At 71.0% G+C, this 14,136-nt stretch carries 13 protein-coding genes; 4 read left to right on the plus strand and 9 right to left on the minus strand.

Translation table 11 applies throughout. The annotated features are described in order from the left end of the window. Nucleotides 1-112: 112 nt before the first annotated feature. Genes ACGFNV_RS06995 through ACGFNV_RS07005 form a run of 3 tightly spaced genes read left to right on the plus strand, consistent with a single transcriptional unit; the run spans nt 113 to nt 6,008 of the window. A complete protein-coding gene (locus tag ACGFNV_RS06995; RefSeq protein ID WP_393620113.1) occupies nt 113-742 on the plus strand; it encodes a TetR/AcrR family transcriptional regulator in 630 nt (209 codons plus the stop codon). Nucleotides 743-798: 56 nt separating this feature from the next. Continuing rightward, nucleotides 799-1,719, plus strand: coding sequence for an antibiotic ABC transporter ATP-binding protein (locus tag ACGFNV_RS07000; RefSeq protein ID WP_393620115.1), 921 nt, complete (start codon nt 799-801; stop codon nt 1,717-1,719). Then, on the plus strand, nt 1,716-6,008 hold the full coding sequence (locus ACGFNV_RS07005) for a caspase family protein (RefSeq protein ID WP_393620117.1): 4,293 nt from the start codon (nt 1,716-1,718) through the stop codon (nt 6,006-6,008). Before ACGFNV_RS07000 ends, ACGFNV_RS07005 begins: the two co-directional genes overlap by 4 nt. Here the strand turns inward: ACGFNV_RS07005 and ACGFNV_RS07010 are convergent. The 4 genes from ACGFNV_RS07010 to ACGFNV_RS07025 all read right to left on the minus strand — a co-directional run bounded on the left by ACGFNV_RS07010 (nt 5,984) and on the right by ACGFNV_RS07025 (nt 9,986). Then, nucleotides 5,984-7,684 (minus strand): methylmalonyl-CoA mutase, encoded by a 1,701-nt coding sequence (locus ACGFNV_RS07010; RefSeq protein WP_393620119.1) that lies wholly within the window; start codon nt 7,682-7,684, stop codon nt 5,984-5,986. The genes ACGFNV_RS07005 and ACGFNV_RS07010 overlap by 25 nt on opposite strands. Before the next feature lie 124 nt (nt 7,685-7,808). After that, on the minus strand, nt 7,809-8,147 hold the full coding sequence (locus ACGFNV_RS07015; RefSeq protein ID WP_133927043.1) for a DUF3817 domain-containing protein: 339 nt from the start codon (nt 8,145-8,147) through the stop codon (nt 7,809-7,811). 43 nt (nt 8,148-8,190) lie between these two features. Beyond that, nucleotides 8,191-8,700, minus strand: a complete 510-nt coding sequence (locus tag ACGFNV_RS07020) for a MarR family winged helix-turn-helix transcriptional regulator (protein WP_393620121.1) — start codon at nt 8,698-8,700, stop codon at nt 8,191-8,193. 11 nt (nt 8,701-8,711) lie between these two features. After that, on the minus strand, nt 8,712-9,986 hold the full coding sequence (locus ACGFNV_RS07025) for an MFS transporter (RefSeq protein ID WP_393620123.1): 1,275 nt from the start codon (nt 9,984-9,986) through the stop codon (nt 8,712-8,714). A 75-nt stretch (nt 9,987-10,061) separates the two neighbouring features. Between ACGFNV_RS07025 and ACGFNV_RS07030 the strand changes: the two genes are divergently transcribed. Then, on the plus strand, nt 10,062-11,045 hold the full coding sequence (locus ACGFNV_RS07030; RefSeq protein ID WP_393620124.1) for a DUF5937 family protein: 984 nt from the start codon (nt 10,062-10,064) through the stop codon (nt 11,043-11,045). Nucleotides 11,046-11,102: 57 nt separating this feature from the next. On the opposite strand, the gene ACGFNV_RS07035 is transcribed toward ACGFNV_RS07030, so the two are convergent. The 5 genes from ACGFNV_RS07035 to ACGFNV_RS07055 form a co-directional block, all read right to left on the minus strand. Further along, on the minus strand, nt 11,103-11,753 hold the full coding sequence (locus ACGFNV_RS07035; protein WP_393620125.1) for a TetR/AcrR family transcriptional regulator: 651 nt from the start codon (nt 11,751-11,753) through the stop codon (nt 11,103-11,105). After that, a complete protein-coding gene (locus tag ACGFNV_RS07040; protein WP_393620127.1) occupies nt 11,750-12,460 on the minus strand; it encodes a DUF4166 domain-containing protein in 711 nt (236 codons plus the stop codon). The genes ACGFNV_RS07035 and ACGFNV_RS07040 overlap by 4 nt, the downstream gene beginning before the upstream one ends. Then, nucleotides 12,457-13,209: a hypothetical protein gene (locus tag ACGFNV_RS07045; protein WP_393620129.1), complete on the minus strand. Its 753-nt coding sequence runs from the start codon at nt 13,207-13,209 to the stop codon at nt 12,457-12,459. The genes ACGFNV_RS07040 and ACGFNV_RS07045 overlap by 4 nt, the downstream gene beginning before the upstream one ends. Before the next feature lie 156 nt (nt 13,210-13,365). Further along, a complete protein-coding gene (locus tag ACGFNV_RS07050) occupies nt 13,366-13,659 on the minus strand; it encodes an MTH1187 family thiamine-binding protein (RefSeq protein ID WP_393620131.1) in 294 nt (97 codons plus the stop codon). Then, nucleotides 13,656-14,003, minus strand: a complete 348-nt coding sequence (locus tag ACGFNV_RS07055; RefSeq protein WP_393620133.1) for a DUF3817 domain-containing protein — start codon at nt 14,001-14,003, stop codon at nt 13,656-13,658. The genes ACGFNV_RS07050 and ACGFNV_RS07055 overlap by 4 nt, the downstream gene beginning before the upstream one ends. Between the last annotated feature and the right edge of the window lie 133 nt (nt 14,004-14,136).

The raw sequence follows: 14,136 nt of genomic DNA on the forward strand, positions 1-14,136 counted from the left end.
GTCACGGGCTTTCGCTACGAGTCGTAGCGTAATGGCAGGAGGGGGTCGAGGAAAAGTACGCCTCGGTGATCTCCCTCACGGCACCGCACGACCCGCCGGTTATGGTCGAGGGATGCAGACCAGCACCCCCTCGGGCCGCCCCGGCCGCCCCCGCAGCGCCGCCGCGGACACCGCGATCCTGGCCGCCACGCGGCAGGCGCTGGTCGAGCTGGGCTGGTCGAGGCTCACCCTCGGAGACGTGGCCACGCGGGCCGGGGTTGCAAAGACGACGCTGTACCGCCGCTGGGCCGGCAAGCACGAACTCGTCGTCGACGCGGTGGCGGAGCTCTTCGACGAACTGGAACTCCCCGACCGCGGCAGCCTCGCCGCCGACACCGAGGGCGTCGTCCTGCAGTTCGCGGCCATCCTGGCCCGCCCCGAGGCCAAGAGCGGGCTGATGGCGGTGGTGGCCGAGTCCACCCGCGACGACGCGCTGCGCGAGCGGATCCGCGCCTCCATCGTCGAACGCCAGAAACGCCTGGTCCTCCAGGGCCGCACCCGGGCCCAGGCCCGCGGTGAACTCCCCCCGGAGACCAGCCCCGAGGAGACCGCCCGCACGGTCGACCTCATCTTCGACATGGTCGCGGGAGCGGTCGTCCACCGCACACTGGTGAGCGCGGAACCTGCGGACGAGGAGTGGGTGCGCAGCTTCACACGGGTGTTGCTGGGCGGCCTGACGGCGCTGGAGTCCTCCCGCCCGTGAATACGTCCCCAGGACACGACCGGCGTCCTATGGTGATCGGCAGGGCAGGTGAGCGCGTGGACTGGGGGACATCGATGGCACGGGTCGTGATGGTGCACGGGGTGGGCAAGCAACTGGACACCGCCGAGACACTGTATGCCGCACTGGCCCCCGCTCTCGTCGGCGGCGTGAACCTCGCCCTGCGCCAAGACCCCCGCCTCGCCGGCCGTGGTACGCCCCTCACTCAGGACGACATCTCCTGCGCGGCCTACGGAGACCTGTTCCGCCGCCCCGGCGCGCGCGGCGGGACACCCCAGTACGAGGCGGAGGACGTCGCCGAAGGCCTGGAATACGACCTGCTCCTGGCGTGGTGGCAGGAGGCCGCGCGGCGTGACCCGGCCGTCCTCGGCCCGGAGGACGTCGGACGCGGACTGGCCGGATACGCGGCCTCGAGGCCCCTGCGGGTCGCCACCGTACGGCGGGCCCTGGACGCGCTGACCCGCACCCGTTTCTTCAAGTCCGTCTCGGACGCCTTCCTCATCGCCGCCCTCAAGCAGTTTCGGCGGTACTTCGAGGAACCACACCTGCGCGCGACAGCCCAGGAGCGAGTCCTCGAGCAGCTTGGCCCGGACACGCGTGTCGTCGTGGCCCACTCGCTCGGGTCGGTCGTCGCCTACGAGGCACTGTGCTCCCAGCAGGCCCCCCGTACGGTCACGTTGGTGACCCTGGGCTCCCCGCTCGGGATCCGCAACCTCACCTTCGACCGTCTCACGCCCCTGCCCGTCGACGGCGTCGGCGTCTGGCCGCGGTCGGCGGAGCACTGGCACAACATCTCCGACCCGGGCGACATCGTCGCGCTCGTCCACGAACTCTCCCCGCGCTTCGGTGCCCGGCTGCGCGACCACCACGTCCACAACGGCACGACCATGCACGAGATGTCGGCGTATCTGACAGCCGGGGAGACGGGTGCCGCAATCGCCCTGGGGCTGGCTGGATGAGCGCCGATGCCCCGGCCGGAGAGCCGGAGTTCCGCCGGTACGTGCTCGCGGCAGGCACCCGCCATTACCCCGACGACCCCGACCTGACCGAACTGCCGGGCGTGGAGGAGGACGTCGAACGGGTGGCGGCGCTCTTCCAGGACCTCGGCTACACCCGGATCCTGCCGCACCTGAGCTCCTCGCCTCGCTCCCAGCACCTGCTCGGCGAGTTGGAGGAGTGGCTGGAACACCCTGACAGGTCCGAGCGGGACGTGCTCGTCGTGTACTACGCCGGTCACGGCGTCAAGCACCCGCGGCGGCGCGACCACTACCTGATGTGCGGCGGCAGCAAGATCGCCCGCCCACAGGGCACGGCGATCAGGTCCAGCGACCTGGCCGGCGTCGTGACCGGTTCATGTGTCGGGCACGCCCTGCTGATCCTCGACACCTGTTACGCCGGCGCCGGAACCGCGCAGATGGCGTCCGTCGCCGTCGACCTGGCGACCCTGCGCGGGAACGACAGCGAGGGCCCCTGGCTCCTGGCGGCCGCCCGGGCCCGGGAAGAGGCCGTGGACCACGCGTTCGTACCCGCCCTGGAAGAGGCTTTGCGTCACAGCCGGGCCGGCATGCGCCAGCCCCACCTGGACGTCCTGGACGTCACCAGCCGCATCGACGCGTATCTACGCGAGCACCACCCCCACCAGAGCGCCCGGTGCAGCGCGGCCGAGGTCCGCACACCGCCGCCGTTCTTCCCCAATCCCGCCTACCGGCCGGGGCTGTCCCCCACCCTGGTGGACGTCCAGACGGCCCGCGAGTGGGCCGCGCATTTCGACCCGCGGGGCCGCGGGGTGGAGTACGCCAGCGAGAAGGGCGACTTCTTCACCGGCCGGCTGCAAGCCCTGGCCACCCTCGCCTCCTGGCTGCGCGAGCCGCAGCACGACGGCCGGGCGCGCGTGATCACCGGCGGCCCCGGCTCGGGCAAGTCCGCCTTGCTCGGGCGCCTGCTCGCGCTGGCCGATACGGACCCGGGCGTATGGCCGACGGCACCCGCTTACGTGACGCCACCCGCCGGGTGCGTCACGACCGCCGTTCACGCGCGCGGTGCCAACCTGGAATCGCTCACCGGCCGGCTGGCGGGGGCGCTCGGCATCGACGCCGACTCACCCCACCAACTGCTCGCGGCCCTCGCCGACCACACGGCACCGTGCACCTTGCTCATCGATGCCCTGGACGAGGCCGGCACGGGTGTCGGCGGCACCGAGCCGCTGCGCATCGCCCGCGAACTGCTGCGCCCGCTGAGCACCCTGCCCCACGTACGCCTCCTGATCGGCACCCGCCGCGAAACCATCGCCGCGCTGGGCAGCGCGGTTCACGTCATCGACCTCGACAACGCGGCCTACGCCAAGCGGACGGACATCGAGGAGTACGCGCACGCCTCCCTGGAGGCTTCGGGCGCCTGCCGACGCTACCCGCCGGACACCCGGCGAGAGTTGGCACGAGCGATCGCGGCGCGCGCCGGCCAGTCCTTCCTGGTGGCACGCATGACCGTACGTGCCGTCGCCCACGGCGACCTCGTCGTGGACACGAGCCGGCCGGGGTGGGAGCAGACCCTGCCCACTGAGGCGGGCCAGGCCTTTGACGCCTACCTGGCACGCTACGGCGAGGACGAGGCGAAAGTACGCCGCCTCCTCACCCCGCTCGCCTACGCCGAGGGCGACGGTCTGCCCTGGGACGCCCTGTGGGCGCCCCTGGCCACCGCCCTGTCCGCGGTCCCGTGCTCGGACGAGGACGTCGACTGGCTCTTCCGGAACGCGGGGGCCTACGTCGTCGAAGTCCCGGCCGAGGACGAGCGCTCGGTCTTCCGTCTCTTCCACGAGGCGCTGGCGGAACACCTGCGCAGCCCCCGCCGCGACACGGAGAACCAACGCCGGCTCACCGCCGCATTGCAGCAGACCGTCCCGCTCCGCCAGGACGGCGACCGGGACTGGACGCGCGCCCACCCCTACATCGTCAAGAACCTCCCGGGACACGCGGCGGCAGCCGGCGAACTGGCCGAGCTGCTACGGGACTCCTTCTTCCTCGTGCACGCCGACCCCGACGCGTTGCTCTCAGCCATGGACGGTGTCGACGACCACATGGTGCGGCGGACCCATGCCATGTATCGCTCCTCAGCCCATCTGCATCGAAGGCTGCCAACCACGTATCGGGCGCAGTTGCTCGCCGTCGATTCCACGCGATTCGGGATGGACGAGCACCAGCGCGCGCTGCGGCGACTTCTGGCGTGGGCGCCGCGCTGGGCCACGCGCACCCAGACGAGCGGCACACTGCGGGCAACGCTGGACAGCTACTGCGGAAGCTACTCCGTCATGGACTGCTTGACAGTGGGCAGTGTGCCTCTCCTCGCGACGGCGGGCCCTAATCGGGAAGTGTGGCTGTGGGACATGCGCACCCAGTCCGTGCACACCTCCCTGCGCGGGCACCGAGCCGATCTCACGGCGCTCTGTTGCGGGGAAGCGGACGGCGTACAGATCGTGGCGACCGCCGACCTGGACGGCGAGGTTCGGATCTGGAACATCGCCGAGGGCACGGTCAGTCTCCGTATCACCGTTGCTCAGTCAGGCGAGGGGCGCCCCAACCCGCGCACGGAGCGTGTCATCTCCAGCACAGGAGGGGATAAAAGCGCACCCGACTTTGCGGTCTCCCTCGCCTGTACCGTCCTGGACGGCGCCCCCGTCTTGCTGGGCTACGGTTTCAACGGCACAGCGTGGTTGTGGGACCTCCGCACAGCAGAACTGCTGCGGCACGTGGACACCCAGGCGTCGGCTCTGACGGTCAGAGCCGCGATCGGTTGCGTGGAACTGGGCGACGCTCCTCACGCCATCGTGACCAGCGGATACCGGCCGGCCCTCGCCTGGAACCTGATCAACGGTGAGCTGAGCCATGTCCCCGCCCGTGACTCGGCAGATGTCGAGGTCCAGTGGACGGGCTCCTTGGAGGGACGCGCCACCGTCTTCCTCGGAGGCAAGGTGGGCCTCCTGCGGTGGGATCCCGTCACCCGGGCCGAGTCTCGTCTTTTCCCGTCCCACAGCAAGCAGGTCACAGCCACCGCGGTCGTACCGGGCCGGACCGGAGATGCCGTCGTGGTCGGCCACGCGGACGGGACGATCCACATCCGCGACGCACAGAGCGGAGCCCTCATCGGCAGGCTGAACGGCCACGATCAATGGGTGCACGCCCTGTCCACCGCAGTCGTGGAGGGTGCGCAGGTAATCGTCTCGTCCAGCATGGACGGAACCCTACGCCTGTGGGACCTTCCCGAGGAGAGCGAGATCGCCACTTCGCCGGGGCACAACAGTCAGGTCCACGCCGTGACATGCCTCGTCGCGGGTGGCATGCCGATCGCCGTCACAGGCGGAGACCTGTCGGTCCGCGCCTGGCATCTCGACACCGGGGCCGAGCTCGGTGTCGGGAGGGGCCATACCGAAGGTGTTCTGTCCGTCGCCCATACAGTTCTCGACGGAGAACCGGTGGCTGTCAGCAGCGGCCACGACGACTCGGTACGGGTGTGGTCACTTCCCCGATGCGAGGAGTTGGCAGCCGTGACGGACCCAGGTCGGAGATGGACACACGTGGACACCACCACCCTCGACGGGGTGCCCACACTTCTCACCGGCTCGGAGTTCTCCCATCTGTCCACGGCTCCCGGCCCTCTCGTCATCCGGAACGCCGCCTCGCTCAAGGCCATGGACGGCGGCGCCATTCTCTCGAAGGATTTGTCGACAGCAACCGCTCTTGCATGCACAGCGGTGGACGGCACCCCGTTGGCGGTGATCGCGGGCGAAGACCACAAGCACCTTGCTGCTGGCCGCCTTCCCAGCGCGCGGGTCGACATCTGGGACCTGAGCACTATGATCCACCTGGGACGGTTCGAGGGTTGTACCGCTCATGTCACCGCGATCGCCTGCACGACCGTCGGGGGCGTCCCTGTCGCGGTGCTCGCCACGTCTCGCGAGGGCATCCAGGTCTGGGACCTGCATACCGTCTCCCTGCGGCGCACCATCGAAGTGGGGCACGTATGGACAATGGATCTCGCGTGCGCCATGACGGACGGACGGCCGACGGTGGCTGCCGTCGGCCGTCATTTCCTCAGCGTCTGGGACTTGGAGAACGGGCGGCTCCTCCACCAGCAAATCCTCCCCCACGCCGCCGACGCGGTGGCCGTGGGCCCCGGCGGCGAGTTGGTAGTGGGATCCGGTTACGAAGTCGTCGTCCTCGAACGAACGGGTCAGAACCCGGCGGGTTCCGTGTAGACCCCCCACTCGTCCCGCAGCACCCCGCAGATCTCGCCCAGGGTCGCCTCGGCGCGTACGGCGTCCAGCATGGGCGCGATCATGTTGCCGCCGTCGCGCGCGGCCGCGAGCATCGCGTCCAGCGCGGCGCGCACGGCCGCGTCGTCGCGCGCGGCCTTGCGGGCCGCGAGCACGCGCACCTGCTCCCGCTCGACCTCGTGGCTCACGCGCAGGATCTCCAGGTCGCCGGTGACGGACCCGGTGTGGACGTTGACGCCCACGACCTTCTTGTCGCCCTTCTCCAGGGCCTGCTGGTAGCGGAAGGCGGACTCGGCGATCTCGCCGGTGAACCAGCCGTCCTCGATGCCCCGCAGGATTCCGGAGGTGATCGGCCCGATCGGGTGCTTCCCGTCGGGGTGGGCCCGCAGTCCGCGCTCCTTGATCTGCTCGAAGATCTTCTCCGCGTCGGCCTCGATCCGGTCCGTCAGCTGCTCGACGTACCAGGAACCGCCCAGCGGGTCCGCGACGTTGCCGACGCCGGTCTCCTCCATCAGCACCTGCTGGGTGCGCAGCGCGATCTCCGCGGCCTGCTCGCTGGGCAGCGCGAGGGTCTCGTCGAGGGCGTTGGTGTGCAGCGAGTTGGTGCCGCCGAGGACCGCGGCGAGCGCCTCCACGGCCGTACGCACCACGTTGTTGTACGGCTGCTGGGCGGTCAGCGAGACACCGGCGGTCTGCGTGTGGAAGCGCAGCCACTGCGCCTTGTCGCTCTTCGCCCCGTAGACGTCCCGCATCCAGCGCGCCCAGATCCGGCGGGCCGCGCGGAACTTGGCGATCTCCTCGAAGAAGTCGACGTGCGCGTCGAAGAAGAAGGACAGGCCGGGCGCGAAGAGGTCCACGTCGAGTCCGCGGCTGAGCCCCAGCTCCACGTACCCGAACCCGTCGGCCAGCGTGTACGCCAGCTCCTGCGCGGCCGTCGAGCCCGCCTCGCGGATGTGGTAGCCGGAGACGGACAGCGGCTTGTAGGCGGGGATGCCGGCGGCGCAGTACTCCATCAGGTCGCCGATCAGCCGCAGATGGGGCTCGGGCTGGAAGAGCCACTCCTTCTGCGCGATGTACTCCTTGAAGATGTCGGTCTGGAGGGTCCCGTTGAGCACCCCGGGATCCACGCCCTGCCGTTCGGCGGCGACCAGGTACATGCAGAAGACGGGCACGGCCGGCCCGCTGATGGTCATGGACGTCGTGACGTCACCGAGCGGGATGTCCTTGAACAGGACCTCCATGTCGGCGGCCGAGTCGATCGCCACCCCGCAGTGCCCGACCTCGCCGAGCGAGCGCGGGTCGTCGGAGTCGCGCCCCATGAGGGTCGGCATGTCGAAGGCGACGGACAGACCGCCCCCGCCGTTGGCGAGGATCATCTTGTACCGCTCGTTGGTCTGCTCGGCGTTGCCGAACCCGGCGAACTGCCGGATGGTCCAGGTACGCCCCCGGTACCCGGTCGGATACAGCCCGCGCGTGAAGGGGTACTCCCCCGGCCACCCGATCCGCTCGAAGCCCTCGTAGTTGTCTCCTGGCCGGGGCCCGTACACCGGCTCCACGGCGTCGCCGGAGAGCGTGGTGAAATCAGCGTCGCGCGTGCGCGCGGCGTCGTACCGGGCCTGCCAGCGACGGCGGCCCTCTTCGATGGCGTCAGCGTCCATGCCCTCAAATTTACTAGGACGTCCTAGTAATTGTCGATGGCAGACCGCCGCACGTTCGTCCGTACGGCGGTGGCGTCGGCGGCGAGGCCTTCTCCGCCAGGCCTTGGCGGTCAGGCCGTCGCGGTCAGGCCTTCGCGGTCACGGGCGACTCGTCCGCGACCTTGGCCTCCAGCTCCCGGGTGACGTTGCGCTCCACGAAGAACGCGGCCGTGGGGACCGTGCCGGCCAGCAGCACCCACAGCTGCTTGCGCACCGGCCACTTCGCCTTGGAGCCCAGGTCGAAGGCGACGACCAGGTAGAGGACGTAGAGCCAGCCGTGCGCGATGCCCACCACGCTCGTGAAGCCGTCGGCGCCGTCGATCTTCAGCAGGTACTTGGCGATGACGCCCAGGGTCAGCAGGACCAGCAGCACGCCGGTGACGTAGGCCATGACGCGGTAGCGGGTCAGCACGCTCTTTTTCATGGGAACGAGCGTAACCACGCGTTCCGGGAGATCTTGTCCCGGGTCAGTCCTCGTCGAAGTCGTGTGCCGCGATCCTCAACGGCCGCAGCATCGCGAAGATCTCCGCGCACTCCTCGGCGTCGTAGACACCGAGGCCGAACTCCATCGCCATCAGGTCGCGGGTGGCCGCCTCGACCACCTCGCGGCCCTTGTCGGTGATGGAGGCGAGGGTGCCGCGGCCGTCGTTGGGGTTGGGGCGCTTGGCCACCAGACCCGACCTGACCAGGCGGTCGACGGTGTTGGTGACCGACGTGGGGTGCACCATGAGCCGCTCGCCGATCTTCGACATCGTCAGCTCACCGGCCTTGGAGAAGTTCAGCAGCACCAGCGCCTCGTAGCGCGCGAACGTCAGCCCGTACGGCTTGACCACGGCGTCGACCTCGGCGAGCAGGATCTGGTGCGCGCGCATGATCGAGGTGATCGCGGCCATGGACGGCACGTTTCCCCAGCGCTGCTTCCAGAGCTCGTCGGCGCGGGCGATGGGGTCGAACGGGAGACTGAGCGGCTTCGGCACGTCTCCAGACCTTACCGGCCGGTCACATGGTGGTCAGCCCCGTCTCGCCCTTCGGTCCGCCGGGCCTGAACGGCGAGCAGCGCACAGCACGCCGTCCCCAGGACACCCGCCCCCGTCACGGTCGCCGTCACCCCCGCGAACTCCGCCGCCACCCCCGCCAGCGCCATGCCCACCCCCTGCACGGTCATCAGTCCCGCCGTGAGCAGCGTCATCGCCCGGCCCCGCAGTCCCTCCGGCACGGCCCGTACGAACCACTGGTCCAGGCCCAGGGTGTACGCGGACCCCGCCCCGGAGACCAGCAGCAGGAGCAGCGAGGTCGCGAGGCCGGGGCGCAGGGCGTAGCCGAGGTACGGCAGCGGGGTGAGGCAGACCAGCGGCAGCGCGATCCGCTCCCGGGCGGCGGGCCGCAGCCGGGCCCCCGCGAACAGCTCGCCGGCGACCGTACCGACGGGCAGCGCGCACATCAGCAGGCCCAGGCCGGTCGATCCGACCCCGAGGTCGTCGGCGTAGGGGGCGGCCAGCGCCTCCGGCGCGACGGTGAACATCGGCGGCACCCAGAAGAGCAGCAGCAGGACGCGTGTCCGCCGGTCGGCGAGGACCTCGCGGGCGCCCTTGAGGGAGTCCGTCACCAGCGCCGACCCGCCGTCCCGCGCCCGGGCGGGCCGGTGCCGGGTGCCGCAGCGCAGCAGCGTGGCGGAGGCGAGGAAGGTGCCGACGGTGATGAGCAGGGCGTGGCGCGGGGTGACCATGGTGAGCAGCAGCCCACCGAGGCCGTAGCCGACGAGCAGCGAGCTCTGCGCGGTGATCCGCAGCAGGGAGCGGCCGAGCACGAACAGGTCGCCGTCGCCGAGCACATCGGCCAGCGTCGCCATCCTGGTCCCCGCGAAGACCGGCGAGACCACGGCGAGGCAGCAGCGCAGGGTCAGCAGTACGGCGATCGACGCACCCGGCGTCACCATCAGGGCCACGCACCCGGCGCACACCAGATCGCACACCACCAGCACCCGCCGGGCCGGGAAGCGGTCGGCGACGCCCGCGAGCAGGGTGCCGCCGACGACGTACGGCAGAAAGCCGAGCGCGAACGCCAGCGCGCTCATCAGCGGGGAGCCGGTCAGGTCGTAGACGAGGACGGAGAGCGCGATCTCGCTGACGATCAGGCCCAGCATGGACAGCAGGTGGGCGGCGAAGACGGCTCGGAACTCGCGGACGGCGAAGACGTCGCGATAGCGGCCGTGGCTGGTGGGGGCAGGGGGTGTCAGGGTTTCCGCGGTCTGTTCCGGTGGCATGGGCAGCAGCGTGCTGGGGTCGGGCCCGCCCGCGTAGACTTTCGGCTCTGACCGAATCTTCGAGCGGGTGCCCGGATGCCCTCACGCCTGCACTTCGGGGAGGACGACTTCCTCCGCTGCCGCTTCGCGCTGTCCCCGCTGTGGGAGACGCAGGAGGTGGCGCGCACGCTCAAGCGGCCCGACCGGCACGGCTACCACGTGCCCTGGCTGCGCCGGGTCCGTACGGCGGCCGACGCGCTCGATCTGACCGGGCTGTGGCTGCTGATGCCGCGCCGCGGCCACTCGCCCGACTGGCTGTGCCCGCCGCCGGCGGGCCCGGCGGCCACCTTCGAGGAGGAGATCGCCGCGGTGCGGGCCGCCGATCCGGACGCGGCCCGCGAGGACACGGCCCGTTCGCTCGCGGACACCCCGGGCGCGCTCGACTCCCCGCACGGCCGGGCGTGGCTCGCCGACCCGGTACGGATGATCGAGGAACTGGCCGGCACGCTGGAGCAGGTCTGGCACACCCTCGTCGAGCCCGACTGGCCGAGGCTGCGCGCGCTGCTGGAGGCGGACGTGGCGTTCCACTCCCGGCGGCTCGCCGAGGTGGGCCTGGGCGGTCTGCTCCCGGAGATCAACCGCCGCTGCGGCTGGCGCGCCGGAACGCTGACGGTGGACTCCAAGGGCGAGCACGAGCGCCATCTGGGCGGCCAGGGCCTGGTGCTGATGCCGAGCGCGTTCGCCTGGCCGGACGTCGTCAGCGGCTTCGACCCGCCCTGGCAGCCCACCCTGGTCTATCCGGCCCGCGGGATCGCCACCCTGTGGTCGGAGCCGGCCGCCGACGTCTCCGACGCGCTCGTACGACTCCTGGGGCGCGGCCGGGCCGCGGTCCTGATGGCCCTCACCGACCCGGCCACCACGACCGCCCTCGCCCACCGCCTCGCCCTCGCCCCGTCCTCGGTCTCCGCCCATCTGACGACCCTGCGCGACGCCGGCCTGCTGATCGCGCGCCGGTACGGCCACCAGGTGCTGTACGAACGGACACCGCTGGGGATGGCGCTGGCGTCGGGCGGGGGCTGACCACGTCACGGCGGGCGGCCCAGGAACGGCGGCGAGCGTGACGCGGGTCAGCGCTGGTCAGCGTCGGCCGGAGCGCCGCAGCCGATGCCGTACCGCCCGCTGCGCCACCGGCCCCAGTTCCTCCAACGCCCCTACCAGGGAACCGAGTTGCTCCAGGGCGTCCAGCGCGGCGGTGGCACCCACCGCGTCCACGCCCTCGTACAACTCGATCCCCACGAAGGACCCCGCCACCGCCCGCGCCAGTCCGGGTGCGTCCACAAACTCCCCGAACGGGGTCTGGGCGAGCACCCTCACGAGCACCTGCTCGATCTCGACGATCCACAGTTCGAGCCCCGCCGCGGTCGCGGGGCCGAGGCTCTCGTGGGTCTGGGCGCCCGCGAGCAGCTGTCCGAGCAGCGCGACATGCCCTCCGGCCCGCTCCTGCTCATGGATCTCCCGTCCCACGGTCAGCAGCTCGGACAGCGAGGTGACCGCGGCGAACCGGGCCCGGTAGCGCGCCACCGTCCGCTCCGCGCCGTACCGGCAGGCCGCGGCCAGCAGTTCGTCCACGGAGCCGAAGTGGTAGAAGACCAGCGCCTGGTTGACCCCGGCGGCCGCCGCGATCGTACGCGCCGACACCTTCGCGATCCCCTGCTCGGTGAGCGTCCGCAGCGCCCCCTCCAGCAGTTTGGTCTTCGTCTCCTGCGACTTCGCCGTCTCCGGGCTCACGCACGGACCTCCTCGCGCACCGGCCGCAGCCCGGCCCGCACCCCGCACCGCCGGACGTCGGTGTAGGTCGCGGTGAAGGACCCGTCGTAGCCGAACAGCGGCCCGAAGTACCGGTTCACCACCCGTACCCGGATGCGGAAGCGGCCGGCGACGTCGTCGTACGACTCCCGCACCTCCGCGCTCGCCCCGATCAGCTCCGGCACCCGCACGTCCACCACCCCTTCCCGGAACCGGTGTTCACCGGAGCGGATCAGCAGCGAACCGTCGGGCTCGGCGCGGAAGTGGAGGTCACTGGCGAGGTGCTGGTGGGTGCCCAGGTAGTCGAGGACGCGGTCGCCCTTGGGGCTCAGCACCATCTGGGCGTCGAAGCGGCGTGAGCGGCCGGGCAGGTCGAAGGTGCGCACGAAGGTCACCGTCTCACGGCCGAAGGTGTCGGTGTACGGAACGTTCTCGATGACGAAGGGAACGTTCCGACCGGCCCTGGGGACAAGGATGTTGCGGGTGGACCCGAGCGCCAGGAACGGCTTCACGAAGGCGCGGCCGTGCCAGATGCGGTCCATCACGCCGCGCCCCGTGCAGGCCTCTCCGCTCGCGAGGCCGACCGAGAAGCGGCGCTGGAGCCGTGGGTGGAGGCGGTCGAAGTCGGCACCCATCACCGTGCGGAAGATCGAGGCGGGAGCGGTCACGTCACGCGGGGCAGAAGTCATCGCGGGTTCTCCAGGGCTCGCATCAGGCGCGGCGCACGCACGCGCGTGGGCGGTTGCCGCAGACAGCGGCGGGCGGCAGGGGTGCAGGACAGCGGCGACTTGAACAGGGCCACGCAGATGGCGCCGGCCAGCAGCAGCGGACACAGATAGGCCGTGGCCGCCGCGAACGGGCCGAGCAGGCGCAGGAGGGAGCCGAGGCCGAGTCCGGTGCAGCAGAGGGTGACGACGGCGGCCCGCACCGCCAGTTCGGCGAGCCAGTTGAGAAGCGCCCGCTCCGGGCTGATCCCGCGCTCCAGCCACAGGCGCAGCCGGTCGAAGGACCAGGCGGTGGCCCACCCCATCAGCGGGCGGAACACCAGCCGGTCGGCCACGGCTCCGAAGCGGCCCCAGCGGGGGCGGTAGTCGTAGCCGGTGAGGAAGCGGACACCGTCGCCGTCGGGGACGTAGCGCCAGTAGCCGCTGCCCTCGGCGAGCAAGGAGAGGGGGTGCGGGGAGGCGAAGCGCAGGGCGGAGGTGCGGGTGCCGTCCGCGCGTTCCTTCTCGCCCGCCGACACCCCCGTCCCGGCGACGGTCAGGAAGGGCAGCACGCGCGTGGCGTACCGGAAGCGCTGTGGTTCGCCCTCCGCGCGCGGGAGGTAGGTGATCTCGGTGAAGCGCACGTCCCAGCGCTGGTGCCGGTCGGGTTCCTGGGTGCGCGCCCACAACTCGTCGAGGTCGGCGCGGATGTGCGCCTCTATGTAGAGCCCCATCGATCCCCCTGATCGGCTCGCTGTTTGAGCGATCGCTCAAACTCGCGGAAGTGAAGCTACACCTCTTTGAGCGATCGCTCAAACATCGGGGACGAGAAAACCCCGGCCCGCGCGGGCCGGGGTTCGTTGTGCGGGACTAAGGACCTCTAAGGGGCTCTAAGGGGCGAGATACCGCTCCACCGTCTCCACCTTCGAAGTGAGCCCGTCCGTCACACCGGGTCGGATGTCGGCCTTGAGGACCAGCGACACGCGCGGTACCCGCTCCTCGACCACGGCGACGGCCCGCCGGACGACGTCCATGACCTCGTCCCACTCGCCCTCGATGGAGGTGAACATCGCGTCGGTGCGGTGGGGCAGTCCGGACTCGCGGACGACACGGACGGCGTCGGCCACGTACTCCCCCACCTCCTCGCCGACCCCCAGCGGCGTCACGGAGAAGGCGACGATCATGACGCCTCCACCACGCCCTCGCGGCGCGCACGGGACGCGATGACCGCGTCCTCCGCCTCACGGCGCAGCTTGCGCTCGGCGAAGAAGCCGCCGGTCGGCAGGACGGAGAGGACGAAGTAGAGCGCCGCGGTCTTCAGGTCCCACTTGGTGCGGTTCCAGGCGTCCGCCCAGAAGATCACGTAGAGGATGAAGAGGACGCCGTGGATCAGGCCCATCGGGCGCACCGCGTCGAACTCCGTAGTCCGCTTCAGCACCGAGCAGACGAGGAGGAGCAGGAAGGAGATGGCCTCGGGGGCGGAGACCAGGCGGAGTCGGCGGAGGGCGGTGGCGGTCTTGAGGTCCACGGGTCACCTTCGGTGGGAGAGGTGTCGACGGTCGGGGCGGTGTGGCGGCCTGCGCGGTTTGTGAACGCGCGCACAAGCGTTCGTCCATTGTGACAAACGGGTCGGGCGGGCCGCGGAAGGGGGTCCCGGGCGG

Source organism: Streptomyces sp. NPDC048751 (assembly GCF_043198595.1).
Lineage (GTDB): Bacteria > Actinomycetota > Actinomycetes > Streptomycetales > Streptomycetaceae > Streptomyces.